Source organism: Mycetocola sp. Y719, from assembly GCF_056713205.1.
This window is the reverse complement of record NZ_JBWYGY010000004.1, coordinates 102,489-119,418: the sequence shown is the minus strand read 5'-3', so window position 1 is coordinate 119,418 and position 16,930 is coordinate 102,489. Positions and strand designations below refer to the sequence as shown.

Sequence of the window (16,930 nt, the reverse complement as noted above, 5' to 3'; positions counted from 1 at the left end):
CTAACAAGTGGCTGGACCTGCTGCGACCGGTGTCAGGCGGTCTGCACCCGGATGAGGTTGGCCCACGGGTCGTCGAAGCTCAGGGTTCTGCCGTCGTCGCGAGTCGCGATCCCGAAGTGGGAGAGCCGTTCATGCAGCTCGCCGAGTGCATCCTTCCCCTGGACGTCGATGTCGACCCGCCCGAGTCCGAGCGCGGGCATGCGCGGGCCCGCGCCGCGTGAGTTCCAGACGTTCATGGCCATGTGGTGGTGGTAGCCTCCCGCTGACACGAACAGGGCCTGGTTGCCCAGGGATGCTGTGGCGTCGAAGCCGAGCGCGTCGACGTAGAACGCCCGCGCGGATGCCACGTCGCCGACGGAGAGGTGGACGTGTCCGACGCGCGCGGCGCCGAAGACCGACTCGTCTCCCGGTGCGGACTGGCCCTGCTCGGTCAGGTGGCTGGCCAGGTACTGGTTCGGGTCGAGGTAGATCGTGGCCATCTCGACCTGGCCGTGGGCCCAGCTCCACTCGGTGCGTGCGCGATCCCAGTACAACTCGACGCCGTTGCCCTCAGGGTCGGTGAAGTAGAACGCTTCGCTGACGAGGTGGTCCGCGCTCCCGGTGAAGGTCCCAGGTGCGTTCCGCGCCACGGAGTACAGCGCCGCTGCCAGTGCCGCCTGGCTCTCGAAGACGATGGCCGTGTGGAACAGGCCTGCGCTTCCCGCCGCCGCGTGAGTGAGTTCGGGTGCGTGTTCGAGGATCACGGCAGGGATCCCGTTGCGACCCAGGGTGACGGTGTGCGCTGTCGCCGAGATCGGATGCAACGGCACGGCCTCGGTGTAGTACCGAGTCATGACGTCGAGATCGGCCACGAGGAGGGTGACCGGGCCCATGGCGGTGTCTGCGGCGAGTTTGTCTGCGGTCGGCTGGTCCGGGGATGCGAGCGGGTTCATGATGGATACAACTATAGTTGTAGCGACAACATTCCCGCCAGGCCGATCGCGAGTGCGGTCAGGCCTCGACGCGACGCTTGCGGAGATCGAGCAGGCTGAGGACCAGCCCGACCAGAATGAACGCCACGATGATGATCAGGCTCTTGCCGATCGCGTCGCGGTGGATCGTCACCGGGTCGCCACCGGCCTGCTCGGCGTACAGGGTGGCGAAGAAGGTGCTCGACGCGACGGCGACGCCGATCGCCGTGCCGACGCGCTGCCCCACCTGCGCGACGGAGCCGGCAACGCCTCCCTGGGTCACCGGCACGTCGTGCAGGGTGAGGGTCTGGTTCGGCGAGATGACGAAACCGCCGCCGGCGCCGGCGAGCGTGAGGGATGCCGCCAGGAGCCAGGGCATCGCCTCGACAGATGCGAGCGCCGTGATCGGGTAGCAGAGGCCGATCCCTGCCGCGGCGAGGATGAGACCCAGGACCACGAGTTTGCGACCGTACTCGTTGACGAGCCGTCCGCCCTGCCACGAGGTGACGGCGGAGGCCAGGGCGAACGGGATCGACACCATCCCGGCGAAGACGGCTTCGAGCCCGAGGCCGCGCTGCAGGAACAGGGTGACGACGAGGAACATCGCAGGGATCGCGGCGAAATAGGTGGTTCCGATGAGGATGCCGTTGCGGTACGACGCCAGCCGGAGCAGGCCGAAGTGCACGACGGGCGACTTGCCGATGCGGAGGTACCGGCGTTCCCACCAGACGAACCCGGCCGAAGCGACGACGAAGCCGACGAGCCAGAACCAGCGCATCGGATCGTCGTCCGGTCCGCCGGTGGTGAGCACGAACGGCAGCATGAGGCTGAACGTGGCCACCCCGAGCAGCAGGATCCCGACGAGGTCGAGCGTCTGCGCGCCGCCCTCGTGCGGTTGCGTCTTCGGCAGGAGCCGCCACGCGAAGTAGACGGCGATCAGGCCGAGGGGGATGTTCATCCAGAACAGCAGGCGCCACCCGTCCTCCTCGCCGCCGATCGCGATGAGGAGACCGCCGAGGGTGGGGCCGAACGCGGTTGAGAGACCGATGACGGCGCCGAACAGCCCGAACGCTTTCCCGCGCTCCCTGCCCCTGAACAGCTGCTGGATGAGCCCGAGGACCTGGGGCATCTGGATGCCGGCCGCGACGCCCTGCAGGATGCGACCGATCACGAGGATCTCGATGGTCGGCGCAACGGCGCAGAGCCAGCTGGCCAGGGTGAACGACGTCAGGCCGATCAGGAACATCCTCCGCCTGGACCGGATGTCTCCGAGCCGGCCTGAGGGTACGAGGGCGAGCCCGAACGCGAGCGCATAGCCGGCGACGATGAGCTGGAGCTCGGTCGCGCCGCCGCCGAGGGAGTCCTCGATCGACGGGAGGCCGACGTTGACCTTGGACAGGTCGAGGATGGTGAGGCAGGCGACGCCGACACAGACCCAGAAACTCTCCCACTTGATCCGGTGGGCGTGGGCGTCGGCGTCTGTCGAGGGCTGTGAGGGGTTCGGCGAGGAGGGCATCCCTCAGAACTTTACGCCGTCAGACGCTCGAGGAGTTCCCGGTACCTCGCCGCCGTCCGCTCGACGATGTCGGCGGGGAGGTCTGGCGGAGTTCCGGCCTGGTCCCAGTTCGCGGCGAGCCAGTCGCGCACGATCTGCTTGTCGAAACTCGCCATCCTGTCCTCGGGCGTCTCTGCTGTGGCGTACACCGCCGCGTCCCAGTACCGGGACGAATCCGAGGTGAGGACCTCGTCGGCGAGGGTGATGACCCCGGTCTGGGTGTCCCGGCCGAACTCGAATTTTGTGTCGGCCAGGATCACTCCGCGCTTCTCGGCGATCGCGGATGCTTCGGCGTAGATCGCAAGCGATGCGTCGCGCAGGGCGGTGGCATCCGCTTCGCCGACGAGCTCGACGCTCTGTTCGAAGGAGATGTTCTCGTCGTGTTCGCCCATCGGCGCCTTGTACGCCGGGGTGTACAGCGGCTCGGGCAGGCGGTCGCCGTTCGACAGGCCGGAGGGCAGCGGGATGCCGCAGACGCTGCCGTTCGCGAGGTATTCCTTCCAGCCGGAACCGGTGAGATAGCCGCGGACGACGCATTCGACGGGGAACATGTCGAGCTTCTTGACGAGCATGGCCCGGCCGGCCACCTGGGCGGGGATGATCTCCTCCACCCCGCCGTCTGCCCGCAGCTCGTGGTCGGGGATCAGGTGATTGGGGGCGTCGAGCTGGTCGAACCACCACAGGCTGAGGGTGGTGAGCAGTTCGCCCTTGCCGGGGATTCCTGGCGAGAGTACGTGGTCGAACGCGCTGACGCGGTCGCTCGCGACGACGAGGAGCGCGTCTGGTGCAGACCCTGATCGCGATGCGCGTTCGTACAGGTCCCGGACCTTGCCCGAGTAGAGGTGGGTCCAGCCGGCCAGGTCTGTCGATGCGCTCACCCGTCCATTATCCCGGAGTGCACGGCGGGCACTGACGTCGCATTTGGACTTCGCTATTCCGGCGGGTAATATTCCAACCGGAATAGCGCTCTGCTCCCTCGCCCGACGGCATCCGAAAGCCCCATGACTCCCAAACCTCTTCCTCCGCTCGGCATCGCCGCGCTCGGGTTCCTGCTCGAGCGGCCGATGCATCCGTATGAGATGTATCAACTCGCCGTTCAGCGGCAGGAGGAACGGCTCATGGCGGTCAGCCCGGGGTCGCTGTACCGGGCGGTGTACGCGCTCGAGGAAGCCGGGCATGTGCGCACGATCGGCACAGACCGTGACGGGGCCCGGCCCGAGCGGACGACGTTCGAGATCACCGAGTCGGGCAGGGAGCACCTCTCCGCACGGGTCCGTGAACTCCTCGCCGTCCCTGTTCGGGACCACGCCCTGTTCCCGATCGCGGTGTCTGAGGCGCACGCGCTGACGAAGGAAGACGTCATCCGCGCGCTCGACGAACGACTCGTCGCGCAGAAGGCCGACCTGGCGGCGCTGAACCGCCGCATCGACGACCTCACGGCGCGAGGCGTGCCGCGGCTGTACTGGATCGGGGCGACGCTCCAGCGTGCCTCCCTCCAGGCCGAGATCGACTGGGTCGGCCGGACCATCGCCGAACTGACGTCAGGCACCCTCCTCTGGGAGCACGCTGTTCCACTCATCCCCGAAACACCCTCGAACTAAAGGACCTCTCTCCGTGGAAAACATCGCGAAACCGTGGCCGGCGCTCTGGGCGCTCGTCCTGGGGTTCTTCATGATCCTCGTCGACTCGACCATCGTCTCCGTCGCCAACCCCGCCATCATGGAGGGCCTCGACGCCGGCATCAGCGACACCCTCTGGGTGACGAGCGCATACCTGCTCGCATACGCCGTTCCGCTTCTCGTCACCGGCCGGCTCGGTGACCGATTCGGTCCGAAGAACCTGTACCTGACCGGACTCGTCGTCTTCACTCTCGCCTCCGTCTGGTGCGGCCTGTCAGGCGACATCGGCATGCTCATCCTCGCCCGGGTGTTCCAGGGGCTCGGCGCCTCACTGATGACACCGCAGACCATGGCGGTGATCACCCGCATCTTCCCACCGGACAAGCGCGGAGCGGCCATGGGCCTGTGGGGTGCGACCGCCGGCGTGGCCACCCTCGTCGGACCGATCCTCGGCGGCGTGCTCGTCGATAGCCTGGGCTGGGAATGGATCTTCTTCATCAACCTGCCCGTCGGGATCCTCGCGTTCGTGCTGGCCTGGCGACTCGTGCCTCGGCTCACCACGCACCCGCACCGGTTCGACATCCTCGGCGTCGTCCTCAGTTCTGTCGGTCTGTTCCTGCTCATCTTCGGGCTGCAGGAGGGCGAGACCTACGACTGGGGCACCATCGCCGGTCCGATCACGGTCTGGTCGCTCATCGTGGCCGGCATCGTGGTGCTCGCGGGCTTCATCGTGTGGCAGGCGCTCAACAAGGGTGAGCCGCTGCTTCCCCTCGTGCTGTTCCGCGACAGGAACTTCGCACTCGGCAACTCGGTCATCGCGACTGTGGGTTTCGCGATCACGAGCATGAGCCTGCCGATCGTGTTCTTCTACCAGATCGTTCGCGGCCTGACCCCGACCCAGTCGGCACTGATGCTCGTTCCGATGGCCGTGCTGTCCGGTGCGCTCGCCGCCCCGGTGGGAAAGCTCATCGACCGGGTCAACCCGCGGCTCATCGCGACGGCGGGCATGACCCTGTTCGGGATCTCCCTGGTCTGGTACTCCGTGCTGATGACGCCCGAGCAGCCGATCTGGATGCTGTTGCTGCCGAGCGCGCTGCTCGGTGTGGCCAACTCCGGCATGTGGGGGCCGCTCGCCTCGATGACGACGCGCAACCTCGCGCCGCAGCTCGCCGGGGCCGGTTCCGGTGTCTACAACACGGTGCGCCAGGTCGGCGCCGTCTTCGGCAGCGCATCGATCGCAGCCCTTATGCAGGCCAGGCTGACGGCCGAACTGCCCGGGAACGCGGGCGGATCGACGGACGCGTTCGGCGGAGGGGCTCTTCCCGAGTTCCTGCAGGGTGGCTTCAGCGCCGCGATGGGCCAGTCGCTGCTGCTGCCGGCGGGCATCGCGCTGTTCGGCGCCGTGCTCACCCTGTTCTTCGCGAAGCCGAAGCCGAGCATGTGGGGCAGCGACGGAGCATCCGCTGTTCCCGTGCCCGTGGACGCCGAACGGGCGTAGCCGCGGCATCCGGGCCGTGAAATGGCAGTTGCGCACTCACAACCCTCGATGACTGAGGTCTTGGGTGCGCAACTGCCATCTCGTGGCTCTAGCCCTTCACCGCTCCCGCGGTCAGGCCCTGCACGATGTATTTGCTCGCGAAGGCGAACAGGATCATGGTCGGGATGATCGTCAGCACGGCCGCAGCCGACATGGAGCCCCAGTCGATGTTGTAGCTCGAGATGAAGCCGTTGAGCGCGGTCGGGATGGTCTTGTTCGAGTCGCTGTTCATCAGGGTCACCGAGAGGAACAGTTCGTTCCAGCAGTTGACGAAGTTGAAGATGAACGCGGCGACGATCCCGGGCTTCATCACGGGGACGATGACGCGGAACAGCGCACCGATCCGCGAGCATCCGTCGATCATGGCCGCCTCTTCGAGCGCGTCGGGAACGTTCGCGAAGAATCCGCGGAGCATCACCGTTGAGAACGGGATGCAGACGGCGATGTAGATGAGGATGAGGCCGAACTTGTTGTCGACGAGTTTCAGCTGCACCATCATCAGGTAGAGCGGCCCGAGAGCGATGAACGACGGAATCATCTGGGTGACGAGGAACGCCATCAGCAGCGCGCCCTTGGTCCGGAAGTCGAACCGGGCGAGCACGTAGGCGGACAGCATCGAGATCACCGTCGCGAAGATGGCGGCCACCGTCGAGATGAGGAGGCTGTTCACGATGTACGTGCCGAACTGGGCCTTCTCGAACAGGCCGACGTAGTTCTCGATCGAGAACACTTCGGGCCAGTACGTGAGCGGGTAGCTGAAGATCGCACCTGGCGTCTTGAAGCTCGTCACGATGATCCAGTACAGCGGGAACACCGTGATGACCAGCCACACGCCGAGGAAGAGGACGCGGGTGACCCGCGCAGGCATCGTTTCCTGGTTGATCATGACAGCACGTCCTTCTTCTCTCGGATGGCGACCAGGTAGAAGGCGGAGAAGACCATCAGGATCGCGACGATGATGAGGCCGAGAGCGGATGCCACGCCGTAGTCACCACGCTGCGTGGTGCTGATCATCCACGTCGTCACGATGTGGGTCTGGTTCGCCGGTCCACCGCCGGTCATCGCCCAGATGATGTCGGGGAAGTTGAAGATCCAGATCACCCTCAGCAGGACGGTGAGCGCAAGCGTCGTCCGGATGTACGGGATCATGATCTGGAACAGCATCCGTACCTTGCCTGCACCGTCGAGCGCGGCCGCTTCGAACAGTTCGTCAGGGACGGACTGGAGCGCGGCGAGGATCATGATCGCAAAGAACGTGACGCCGTACCAGACGTTGGCGATCGTCACGGCGAGCATGGCCGTGTTCGGGTCGGCGAGCCACGGGATCGGGGTGTCGATCAGACCGGCCTTCGCGAGGAGGTCGTTGATGACGCCGAACTCGCTGTTGAACATCCAGCGGAACAGGATGCCGATGAGGAATCCCGAGATCGCCCACGGGAAGAAGATGAGGGCCTGGTAGAGCCCGCGGAACGGGAACTTCCGGCGCAGCCACAGCGCGATCGCGAAACCGAGGATGAACTGCGGGATGATCGAGCCGATCACCCAGACGAGGGTGTTGCCGAGAACCGTGTAGAACACCGGGTCGGCGAAGATCTTCTCGAAGTTGCCGAAACCGACCCACGCGGTGTCGGTGAGGTTGTTGAGGTTCCAGTTGCGGAACGCCATCTGCGAACCCTGGATCATCGGATAGTAGATGAAGATCGCGACGAAGATCAGGGCGGGGGAGAGGAACGCGAAGATCGAGAGACCCTTGCGAACCGTGAACGTGCGGCGTGATCCGGCGCGGATGCCGTTCTCCGGCCCCGCGGGAGCGCCCGCCCGGTTCGACGGGCGCTCCACGGTTGTTGTCTGTGATCGAGTCATGTGCGAAAAGCGACCTAGCTGTTCTTCCACTTGTCGGTCCAGTACGCGTCCCAGCTCTCGAGGAGTTCGTCCTCTGTGAGTTCGCCGATGAGCACCTGCTGCACTTCGGAGTCGGACTTCTGGATCCACTCGGTCCACCAGCTGGAGTCACGAGGCTGGACCGCGGAGATCCAGGTCTCCGGGTCCTCGTTCATCGTGACGTAGCTCGCCCAGGCGCCGGTCTTGTAGAAGTCGCTCTCGGCGGCATCCTTGAGGATCGGAACCAGGCTGTTCTTCTCGGCGAACGTCGTCGCCGCGTCGCCCTCTGACAGGAAGGAGATCAGCTTCGCTGCCTCTTCCTTGTGCTCGCTGGACTCAGCCGTTCCCCAGCCCGCTGTCGCCATCGGCTGGATGGCCTTGCCGGACGGGCCGACGAGGAGGGGAGCCGTCGACCACTGGTCGGCCGTGATGGCGTCCGACTGCTCGACGGTCGCGATGACCTCGGGGTCCTGCAGCAGGAAGCCGGTCGACCCGTTCGAGAATCCCTCGACCATTTCGGGGTAACCCCAGGCGACGGATGACGGCGGGGATGCCTCTTCGAAGAGATCGAAGTAGGTCTCGAGTGCGTCCTTCGCCTCGGGCGCGGAGAAGATGGTGTCGCCGTTGGTGAGCTTGAACGCGTTCTCCTCGTCGATCTGGTCGGCCACGTAGGCCTCGATCGCCACGACGACGTTGGAGTTGGCATTTGTGCCGCCACGGAACGCGTAGCCGAACTGGTTCTTCGACGGGTCCTGCAGCGCGGTGGCCTGCTCGAGGAGGTCATCCCAGCTGGCCGGTGGGCCGTCGAAGCCGGCTTCCTCGATGAGGTCGGTGCGGTAGAACAGGCTCAGGCCGTAGAAACCGTACGGCACGTAGAAGGTTTCGCCGTCGGCGTTCTTCGCGTACTTGGTCGCGTTCTCGGTGAGGTTGTCCCAGCCGTCCCAGTCCTCGAGCTCGCCGGACATGTCCGAGAGCCAGCCGTTGGTGGAGAACGGTCCCACGGTGATGTCGCGCACTTCGACGACATCCACTCCGCTGCCCGCCTGGAGCATCTGCTGGATCTTCTGGTCGGCCTGGTCGGTGGGAGGCGACACCAGCTCGACGTTGATATCCGGGTTCTCCTCCTCGAAGTTGGCGATAAGTCCCTTGAGGACCTCGGTCCGTGCCGGGTTCGTCAGGGACTCGACCATCTGCAGGGTGACGGAACCGTCTCCCGCGTCTGCGGAGCATCCGGACAGTGCGAGTGCGGCGGTCAGACCGAGCCCGAGCCCGGCGAATGACTTTCGAATAGCCACAGCTTTCCTCTTTTCATGGTTTTTCATGGTGGGGTGGTGCGGAATGTGATGGAACGGTGGTGCGTATTACGGCGCGGTTCTCGCCTCCCGCGCCCACTCGAGGAGCGCGGGAACAGCACGCTCAGCGAAGATGTCGAAATCTGCGGCGGTGTTGTAAACGTGCGTCGACAGTCGGTAATAGCCCACGCCGTCGAAGCTCGTGAACGCGCCTTCGATCCCCAGCTCGTCGACGACGCGGTCGCGCAGGGCGTCTGCCGTCGGGTGGGTGGCCGCGATTCCGTCAGGCAGCCGGACGAGCCGAAGCGCGTTCACCGGCATGCCGACGTCGACGAGGTGGTCCTCGCCGGTGACGGCGCCGAAGGCGTCGGCGATGCGGTGCTCGGCGTAGTCGGCGAGGTCGGACATGTATCCGCGTGCCGTGTCCCAGCCCCAGGTCTGCTCGATGAACTCGAGCGAGCGGGGCGCGGCCAGGTAGCTGGTGAGGTCGAGCGTGCCCTGCGTGTCGAAGCGCTCGGGGAACGCGTACGGGGCGCCCCACGAGTCGATGAGCGGATACAGTTCGTCGGCGAGGTCGCCCTGGGCGACGAGCACAGCCGTCCCGCGCGGTGCGCAGGCGAACTTGTGCAGGTTGCCGACCCAGAAGTCGCAGTCGATCCCCGCCGTCGGATTCGCGTAGAGCCCAGGCACGTGGGCGGCATCGACGAGGACGGGGATGCCGCGGCGCTTCGCTTCTGCGGAGATCGACCCGACGGGGAGCACCCGGGCGGTCGGCGAGGTGATCTGGTCGATGACGACGAGGGCGGTCCGGTCGCTGAACTCGGCGACGATCGCGTCGTGGGCTTCGGCGGCGGTGGCCGCGAGCGGCACGTGGGCGGTGCGCACGGTTCCACCCCACCGGCGTGCGAGGCGTTCGGCGCCCATCGTGACGGCGCCGTAGCCGTGGTCGGTCACGACGATCTCGAGGCCGCGCGTCACCGGGAGGCTGGAGTACACGACACTCGCTCCCGCTGATGCGTTCGGCACGAGCGCGGTGCGGCCGGGGTCGACGTCGAGGAAGTCTGCGATCGACGTGCGCGCCTCCTTGACCAGACCGGCCAGTGCGGGGAACCAGGCGACGGGGGCGGCATCCATCTCGGCGCGGAGCGCGTTCTGCAGGTCCTGCGTGACGCGGGGCACGGCACCGAACGATCCGTGGTTGATGTGGACGGACGTCTCATCGAGAGTCCACGCGTTCGCCGCGGCACCGCCGTCGGGCAGGCGCAGTGAAGCCGGTGCGGCGAGAAGCGGGGAATTCATGGTGCCTGGGGTCTCCTTGTCGTCGGATGTCGTGGGGTCGACTCTACGAAGACATTAGATGACTTGGATTACATCTTTGTTTCCGGGCCGTGAATATGCAGCATAGGACGAATTTGCCGTAAAGTCATCTAATGACTTAGAGATTTATCTGCGGAACGCGATGTGAGCGTCGATCCGCGGTCCACGGTGCGGGTCCACTAGCCTGTCCACAGGCCACCGCCTCGAGGCAGAGAGGAACGAGACATGTCAGCCGTCGACGATGCGTTCCACGGGCTGCGGCACATGATCGCCTCCGGGCGTCTCGCCGCCAGTCAGAAGTTCCCGCCTGAGGCAGAGCTGTGCGAAGAGCTCGGGGTCTCCCGCGGCTCACTCCGCGAGGCCGTCCGGATGCTTTCGGCGCTCGGTGTCATCGAGTCCAGGCACGGCTCAGGCACCTATGTGTCGCAGCTGAGGCCGGAGGAGATCGTCGGAAGCCTCGCGCTGACCGTCGACCTGCTTCCCCTCTCAGGGCTGCTCGACATGTACGAGCTGAGGCGCGTCCTGGAGGCACACGCCGCCGCACAGGCTGCCGCACGCATCACGCCGGATGAGCAGGAGGAGCTCCTCGGCCTCATCGAGGCCATGGAGGCGACAGCTGACCCGGATCTCGCCTCCTCTCTCGACGCCCAGTTCCATGCGGCGATCGCCTCGACGGGCGGGAATCCGACTCTCATGGCGCTGCTCGGGGTCTTCCGCTCGCGCTCGCGGGCGTATCAGGTCTTCGAGCTGCCCGACGGCCCGGAGTTGAAGCGGATCAGCGACCAGGGCCACCGGGCGATCGCCGAGGCCATCGTCTCGCGGGACCCGATCGCGGCGTCTGTCGCGGCCGCCGCCCACGTTGCGCAGACCGAGGTCTGGCTGCGCCTGTACCAGCCGCCGGTCTCCGAGCGCTGACCTCGCGGCTCCGTCGCGGCGAGATCGCAGTTACGCACCCAAGGCCCGGGTCTACGGACGTTTTGAGGGCTCAACTGCACTCTCGTGCGGACCTCAGTCGGCGACGCGCGCCGCGATGTCCGTCCTGAACTGTGCTCCGTCGAGCGAGATGAGACCGAGAGCCTCATAGGCGCGCGAGCGGGCCTGGGCGAACGTCGTCCCCGTTCCGACGACGCTGAGCACGCGGCCACCTGTCGACACGAGGTCGTCGCCATCGATTCCGGTCGCGGCGTGCGCGATGTGGACGCCGTCGACGGCATCCGCTTCGGCCAGTCCGGTGATCGGGCGACCGGTGAGCGGAGTGCCCGGGTAGTTCTCGCTGGCCAGCACGACGGTCACCGCGCTCGCCTCGGCGAAGGCCGGCAGGACATGGCCCGCAAGCGTGCCCGTCGCCGCGGCGAAGAGCAGGGCGGACAGCGGGGTCACCAGGCGAGGAAGCACGACCTGCGTCTCCGGGTCGCCGAAGCGTGCGTTGAATTCGATCACCCGGATGCCGCGATCGGCCTTGCTGTCACGGCGGGAGGTGAGGATGAGGCCGGCGTAGAGCAGGCCGATGAACGGTGTCTGTTCCGTGGCCAGTTGCGCGATGACCGGCTTGGCGATGGTCTCGAGCACCTCGTCGACGAAGGCCTCCTCGCCGCCGAAGTCCTTGTCGAGCCAGGGCAGCGGTGAGTACGCACCCATGCCGCCCGTGTTCGGCCCGGCGTCGCCGTCGCCGAGGCGCTTGTAGTCCTGGGCGGGGGAGAGCGGGACGACCGTGTGTCCGTCGCTCACGAAGAACAGCGACACCTCCTGGCCGTCGAGGAACTCCTCGACGAGCACGCTGCCCTGCTCGAGGTAGGCCTTCGCGTGGCCGAGTGCTGCGGCGCGGTCGGTGGTGACGAGGACGCCCTTCCCCGCGGCGAGGCCGTCCGCCTTGACGACGTATGGGGCACCGAACTGATCCAGGGCCTTCTCTGCATCGGCGAGCGTCGCGGCCCTGTGGGCACGTCCGGTGGGGACCCCAGCCGTGTCCATGATGCGCTTGGCGAAGGTCTTGGATCCCTCGAGCTCGGCGGCGGCCTTCCCCGGTCCGAAGACGGGGATGCCCTGTTCGCGCAGCTCGTCGGCGACGCCGGCGACGAGGGGGGCTTCCGGTCCGATGACGACGAGGTCGACGGCGGATGCGATGGCGTGATTCGCGACGGCGACGGGGTCGTTCGGATCGAGGTCGACGGTCCTGACGACCTGCGCGATTCCGGCGTTCCCCGGGGCCGCGACGATCTCGTGGTCAGTCTCCTCGCCGAGGAGAGACAGGATGATGGCGTGTTCGCGCGCGCCCGAACCGAGGACAAGGATCTTCACGAGGACTAGCCTAGAGCGCATGGCACGTGCCCGTATTCCGGATGACGTTGGGCGCGAAGCGGTCGACAGGGCCGTTCGCGAGGCGGCGTCGCGCGACGAGATCGCCGCGGCCGTCCGGTACACCCTGCAGCTCCTGTCCGAACGCTCCTCAGGCAACACACTCGAGGTCCGCGTTCCTCCGTTCGGGGCCGTGCAGTGCGTCGAAGGCCCCAGACACACGCGAGGCACGCCGCCGAATGTCGTCGAGACGGATGCCGAGACCTGGCTCGCCCTCGCGACCGGGCGGTTGTCGTGGACGGATGCCGTGGCATCCGGAACCGTGCTGGCGTCCGGTGCGCGCGCCGACCTGTCCGGGCACATCCCGGTGATCCGCGGCGCGGGCGCATAACTCCGTCCATTCGCGGTCGATACGACCGGGCGGCGGCGAAAAGCCGCGGGAGTTACGCGCGGGGGAGCGGTGCGATGGCCGGCAGGCGGTCGGTCTCGCCGAGCGCACGCCGGGCGAGCAGCGTCGCCCCTGCAGCCGCGGCCGGCATGGTGACGAGGGCGCCGAGCGGCAGGAGGAACAGCAGGAACACGGCGACCCCGAACCCGAGCGTCGTCGGCCGTTGCGCGCGGAGCATCCTGCGCCTGTCGTCGAGTCGCAGCCCGCGGCGTTCGAACGGCACGGTGGTGAGTTCGAGCGCGAGGAACCAGCCTCCGGTGAATGCCCCGACGACCGCGGCGCAGATCGGACCGATCACCGGGATGAACCCGAGCACGAGCAGGCAGAGCCCGACGCCAAGCGTGATCGCGAGGACGCGCAGCGCCTCCAGGGTGCCGCGACCGATGGACGGCCAGAACGGCACGTCGACGGCGGAGGGGACACCGCCGAGTGAGTCCTCGACGCGTTCGGAGATCTTCTCGAAGAACGGTTGGCCGATCAGCAGGGTCACGGCGGCGAACAGGTAGACGAGCAGCAGTGTCTCCCCGGCGATGAGGGCGACGGCGACGAGCAGGCGGATGGCCGAACGGAGGGTCTCGTCCCAGCCTTCGGCAAACGGGGTGAGGGTTCTCGCGAGGTTCTCGAGGTTGAGGGCGAGGATCACGACGGCCAGGGTGAACAGCGCCAGCGTGACGAGGCCGGGGATCGCGCCGATGAGCATCAGCCGAGGTGACGTCCCCCAGAGCCGGAACCCGCGCCCGAGCAGCCGGACTCCCATCAGGAACCCGGCCACGAACCCGCTCTTCGTCTCGCCCGTCATCCTGACAGGCTAGCCGTCACCCGCCTCGATCAGTCCAGCCTCTCGGAGCCGGCGTTCGGATTCATGAGGGACAATAGAGGTATGAACACTGAGCCAGCCCGCTCTGAGCCAGACTCCCCCTCCGTATCGCCTGCCCCATCCGGCCAGCCTGCCAGCAGGCAGAGTGTGCGCGTGCGCCGCACCCCGAAGTTCGCCAACTTCGTCCTGCTCGGGGCGCTGTTCGGCGCCATCGCGGCCTTCGTGCTCACCGTGGCGATCCCGCCGGACGCCGAGTACGCCCGCGCGAACGGTTTCGCTGAGTACTCGCAGCTCCAGATTTTCGGCTTCTTGCTGCTGATCGGGCTCGTTGTCGGAATCGCCATCGCACTCACCGTCGCCATCCTGCTCGACCGCAGGAACAGCCGCAGAAGCACGGTGGTCGAAGCAGATAGGGTGGACGTGCGCGAGGTCCCCGAGGTCCTGGAGACCGTCGAGACGGATGCCTTCGAAGCGTCATCCGCGTCGGCCATCGAGCAGAATCCCCCGCAGACAACCCACACCACGAACGAGGGCAACGCGTGAGCACACACTCCCCGGCCGAGGACTCCTCCACGAGTTATCGGCAGGCCGGTGTCGACACTGCCGCAGGAGATCTCGCGGTCTCGCTGATGAAATCGGCTGTCGCGAACACGCACGGCCCCGAGGTCCTCGGCGGCGTCGGTGGATTCGCCGGACTGTTCGACGTGTCCTTCCTCACCTCGTACACCCGGCCGCTGCTCGCGACATCGACCGACGGCGTCGGCACGAAGGTGGCCATCGCGCAGGCGATCGACAAGCACGACACCATCGGCCAGGACCTCGTCGGCATGGTCGTCGACGACATCGTCGTCGTCGGTGCCAAGCCCCTGTTCATGACCGACTACATCGCGTGCGGCAAGGTCGTCCCCCAGCGCATCGCCGACATCGTGGCCGGAATCGCCCGGGCCTGCTCGGCCACGGGAACGGCCCTCGTCGGAGGAGAGACGGCCGAACACCCCGGTCTTCTGGGCCCTGACGACTACGACGTTGCCGGCGCAGCCACCGGCGTCATCGAGGCGGACGCACTGCTCGGTGCCCACCTCGTCGAGGACGGTGACGCGGTCATCGCGCTCGAATCCTCCGGTCTCCATTCGAACGGTTACTCGCTCGTGCGTCACATCCTGGCGCAGCGCGGAATCGGGTTCACCGACACGTCCGCTGAACTCGGCGGGGTCGTCGGCGAAGTGCTCCTCGAGCCGACCCGCCTGTACACCTCTCCGCTGCTCGACCTCATCGGCAGGCACCCCGGCGCCGTCCACTCGCTCTCGCACGTCACCGGCGGTGGCATCGCGGCGAACCTCGCCCGCGTCCTCCCGACCGGGAGCTGGGTCGAGGTCGACCGCACCACGTGGTCGCCTGCGCCAGTCTTCCGCACGCTGAGCGACCTCGCCTCCTCGACGCTGGAGAGCGCCGAAGGCACCTGGAACCTCGGGATCGGCTTCTTCGCGGTCGTCAGGGCGGATGCCGCTTCTGCGATCACCGCCGACCTCACCGCAGGAGGCATCCCCGCCTGGCAGGTCGGAACCGTTCACACCGGAGCCCGTGACCTCACCGGTTTCGAGCAGGGCGCTAAGGGTGTCGACGGCGGCGCCGTCCGCCTGGTCGGAAGCTACTCCCATTAACACCACCGCAACGCAAGGAGCCCGCTAGGTATGTGCGGCATCGTCGGCATCGTCTCACCCGAGCCCGTCAACCAGCAGGTCTACGACGCGCTGCTGCTGTTGCAGCACAGGGGCCAGGACTCAACGGGCATCGCCACCGCTGACGGCCCGACGTTCCACATCCACAAGGCCAAGGGCCAGGTCCGCGAAGCCTTCAGGACGCGTGACATGCGTTCGCTCCTCGGAAAGATGGGCCTCGGCCATGTTCGGTACGCCACCAAGGGCGTCGCGGACAACGAGCAGGAAGCCCAGCCGTTCTACGTCAACGCGCCGTACGGCATCATCCTCGTGCACAACGGCAACCTCACGAACACCCGTGAACTCGCGGACGATCTCTTCCACATCGACCGTAGGCACGTGAACTCGACGAGCGACACCGAGATGCTGCTGAACGTTCTGGCCACCGAGCTGCAGTCGCAGATCACCGGGCTCGAACTCGACCCTGACCAGGTCTTCACCGCTGTGTCACAGGTCCACGAGCGCGTCGAAGGCTCATACGCCGCGATCGCCATGATCGCCGGGCACGGCCTGCTGGCGTTCCGCGACCCGTACGGCATCCGCCCCCTCATTCTCGGGCACCGCTCGGCCGGCCTCGTCGGCGACGAGTGGATCGTCACCTCCGAGTCTCTCGTCCTGGAGAGCGCCGGCTACGAGGTCGTCCGCGAGGTCGCGCCAGGCGAGGCCATCTTCATCACCACGTCCGGTGAGATGTACTCGCGCCAGTGCGCGAAGAACCCGCGGCTGGTTCCGTGCTCGTTCGAATACGTCTACCTCGCCCGCCCTGACTCGGTCATGAACGGCATCTCGGTCTACGAGGCCCGGCTGCGGCTCGGTGACCGTCTCGCCGGCACGATCGCCGAGCACACGCCGATGGGGGACATCGACGTCGTCATGCCGATCCCCGATTCGTCCCGCCCTGCGGCGATGCAGGTGGCGCAGAAGCTCGGCATCGAATACCGCGAGGGCTTCTACAAGAACCGCTACGTCGGCCGCACATTCATCATGCCGGGGCAGGCGCAGCGCAAGAAGAGCGTCAGGCAGAAGCTCAACGCGATGTCGACCGAGTTCAAGGGCAAGAACATTCTCATCGTCGATGACTCGATCGTGCGGGGGACGACCTCGAAGGAGATCGTCGACATGGCTCGGGCCGCAGGTGCCAACAAGGTCACGTTCACCTCGGCGGCACCTCCCGTCCGTTACCCGCACGTCTACGGCATCAACATGCCCTCGCGATCAGAACTTGTGGCGCACAACCGCAAGATTCCCGAGATCGGCCGCGAGCTCGGCGCCGACCGCCTGATCTACCAGGAGGTCGAAGACATGAAGCAGGCGATCATCCAGGGGTCGAACGTGACCGACCTCGAGATGAGCTGCTTCACCGGCGAGTACGTCACCGGCACGGTCACCCCCGAATACCTCGAGTGGGTCGAGCGCAACCAGCTCTCCTAGCCAGAGCAGAACACGGTGTGGTGGCTCGCTCGGCGTGCCTGAGGCCACTCGAGCGAGCCGTATCCCACGC

General features: G+C 66.7%; 16 protein-coding genes. 7 read left to right on the top strand and 9 right to left on the bottom strand.

Annotation, left to right across the window (positions count from 1 at the left end):
- Positions 1-32: 32 nt before the first annotated feature.
- From AC1M0F_RS15030 to AC1M0F_RS15020, 3 genes are read right to left on the bottom strand one after another with little or no spacing between them, the layout of a single operon-like run.
- A complete protein-coding gene (locus AC1M0F_RS15030; protein WP_480239070.1) occupies positions 33-932 on the bottom strand; it encodes a VOC family protein in 900 nt (299 codons plus the stop codon).
- Positions 933-990: 58 nt separating this feature from the next.
- The gene (locus tag AC1M0F_RS15025) at positions 991-2,466 is read right to left on the bottom strand and encodes an MFS transporter (RefSeq protein WP_480239069.1); all 1,476 of its coding nucleotides are present in this window, start codon (positions 2,464-2,466) and stop codon (positions 991-993) included.
- 11 nt (positions 2,467-2,477) lie between these two features.
- Positions 2,478-3,383: a phosphoribosylaminoimidazolesuccinocarboxamide synthase gene (locus AC1M0F_RS15020; protein ID WP_480239068.1), complete on the bottom strand. Its 906-nt coding sequence runs from the start codon at positions 3,381-3,383 to the stop codon at positions 2,478-2,480.
- 123 nt (positions 3,384-3,506) lie between these two features.
- Between AC1M0F_RS15020 and AC1M0F_RS15015 the strand changes: the two genes are divergently transcribed.
- Positions 3,507-4,106, top strand: a complete 600-nt coding sequence (locus AC1M0F_RS15015; RefSeq protein WP_480239067.1) for a PadR family transcriptional regulator — start codon at positions 3,507-3,509, stop codon at positions 4,104-4,106.
- A gap of 13 nt (positions 4,107-4,119) precedes the next feature.
- Positions 4,120-5,622 carry a DHA2 family efflux MFS transporter permease subunit gene (locus AC1M0F_RS15010; RefSeq protein ID WP_480239066.1) on the top strand — a complete coding sequence of 501 codons (1,503 nt, stop codon included), beginning with the start codon at positions 4,120-4,122 and terminating at the stop codon, positions 5,620-5,622.
- An 88-nt stretch (positions 5,623-5,710) separates the two neighbouring features.
- Here the strand turns inward: AC1M0F_RS15010 and AC1M0F_RS15005 are convergent, their stop codons facing one another.
- The 4 genes from AC1M0F_RS15005 to AC1M0F_RS14990 all read right to left on the bottom strand — a co-directional run bounded on the left by AC1M0F_RS15005 (position 5,711) and on the right by AC1M0F_RS14990 (position 10,133).
- On the bottom strand, positions 5,711-6,547 hold the full coding sequence (locus AC1M0F_RS15005; protein ID WP_480239065.1) for a carbohydrate ABC transporter permease: 837 nt from the start codon (positions 6,545-6,547) through the stop codon (positions 5,711-5,713).
- Positions 6,544-7,524 carry a carbohydrate ABC transporter permease gene (locus tag AC1M0F_RS15000; protein ID WP_480239064.1) on the bottom strand — a complete coding sequence of 327 codons (981 nt, stop codon included), beginning with the start codon at positions 7,522-7,524 and terminating at the stop codon, positions 6,544-6,546. The genes AC1M0F_RS15005 and AC1M0F_RS15000 overlap by 4 nt, the downstream gene beginning before the upstream one ends.
- A 14-nt stretch (positions 7,525-7,538) precedes the next feature.
- Positions 7,539-8,837 carry an ABC transporter substrate-binding protein gene (locus tag AC1M0F_RS14995; RefSeq protein WP_480239063.1) on the bottom strand — a complete coding sequence of 433 codons (1,299 nt, stop codon included), beginning with the start codon at positions 8,835-8,837 and terminating at the stop codon, positions 7,539-7,541.
- Positions 8,838-8,903: 66 nt separating this feature from the next.
- Complete coding sequence (locus AC1M0F_RS14990) at positions 8,904-10,133, bottom strand: aminotransferase class V-fold PLP-dependent enzyme (RefSeq protein ID WP_480239062.1); 1,230 nt, start codon at positions 10,131-10,133, stop codon at positions 8,904-8,906.
- Positions 10,134-10,376: 243 nt separating this feature from the next.
- On the opposite strand from AC1M0F_RS14990, the gene AC1M0F_RS14985 reads away from it, so the two are divergent.
- A complete protein-coding gene (locus AC1M0F_RS14985) occupies positions 10,377-11,066 on the top strand; it encodes a FadR/GntR family transcriptional regulator (protein WP_480239061.1) in 690 nt (229 codons plus the stop codon).
- A 93-nt stretch (positions 11,067-11,159) separates the two neighbouring features.
- On the opposite strand, the gene purD is transcribed toward AC1M0F_RS14985, so the two are convergent.
- The gene (gene purD, locus AC1M0F_RS14980; protein WP_480239060.1) at positions 11,160-12,449 is read right to left on the bottom strand and encodes a phosphoribosylamine--glycine ligase; all 1,290 of its coding nucleotides are present in this window, start codon (positions 12,447-12,449) and stop codon (positions 11,160-11,162) included.
- Between the two features lie 19 nt (positions 12,450-12,468).
- On the opposite strand from purD, the gene AC1M0F_RS14975 reads away from it, so the two are divergent.
- Positions 12,469-12,837, top strand: a complete 369-nt coding sequence (locus tag AC1M0F_RS14975) for a sterol carrier family protein (protein WP_480239059.1) — start codon at positions 12,469-12,471, stop codon at positions 12,835-12,837.
- A 52-nt stretch (positions 12,838-12,889) separates the two neighbouring features.
- Here the strand turns inward: AC1M0F_RS14975 and AC1M0F_RS14970 are convergent, their stop codons facing one another.
- Complete coding sequence (locus AC1M0F_RS14970) at positions 12,890-13,693, bottom strand: EI24 domain-containing protein (RefSeq protein ID WP_480239058.1); 804 nt, start codon at positions 13,691-13,693, stop codon at positions 12,890-12,892.
- An 81-nt stretch (positions 13,694-13,774) separates the two neighbouring features.
- Here AC1M0F_RS14970 and AC1M0F_RS14965 point away from each other — a divergent pair, with 81 nt between their 5' ends.
- From AC1M0F_RS14965 to purF, 3 genes are read left to right on the top strand one after another with little or no spacing between them, the layout of a single operon-like run.
- Positions 13,775-14,254, top strand: a complete 480-nt coding sequence (locus AC1M0F_RS14965; protein WP_480239057.1) for a hypothetical protein — start codon at positions 13,775-13,777, stop codon at positions 14,252-14,254.
- The gene (gene purM, locus AC1M0F_RS14960; RefSeq protein ID WP_480239056.1) at positions 14,251-15,372 is read left to right on the top strand and encodes a phosphoribosylformylglycinamidine cyclo-ligase; all 1,122 of its coding nucleotides are present in this window, start codon (positions 14,251-14,253) and stop codon (positions 15,370-15,372) included. Before AC1M0F_RS14965 ends, purM begins: the two co-directional genes overlap by 4 nt.
- Before the next feature lie 30 nt (positions 15,373-15,402).
- Complete coding sequence (gene purF / locus AC1M0F_RS14955; RefSeq protein ID WP_480239055.1) at positions 15,403-16,860, top strand: amidophosphoribosyltransferase; 1,458 nt, start codon at positions 15,403-15,405, stop codon at positions 16,858-16,860.
- The last annotated feature ends 70 nt before the right edge of the window (positions 16,861-16,930 follow it).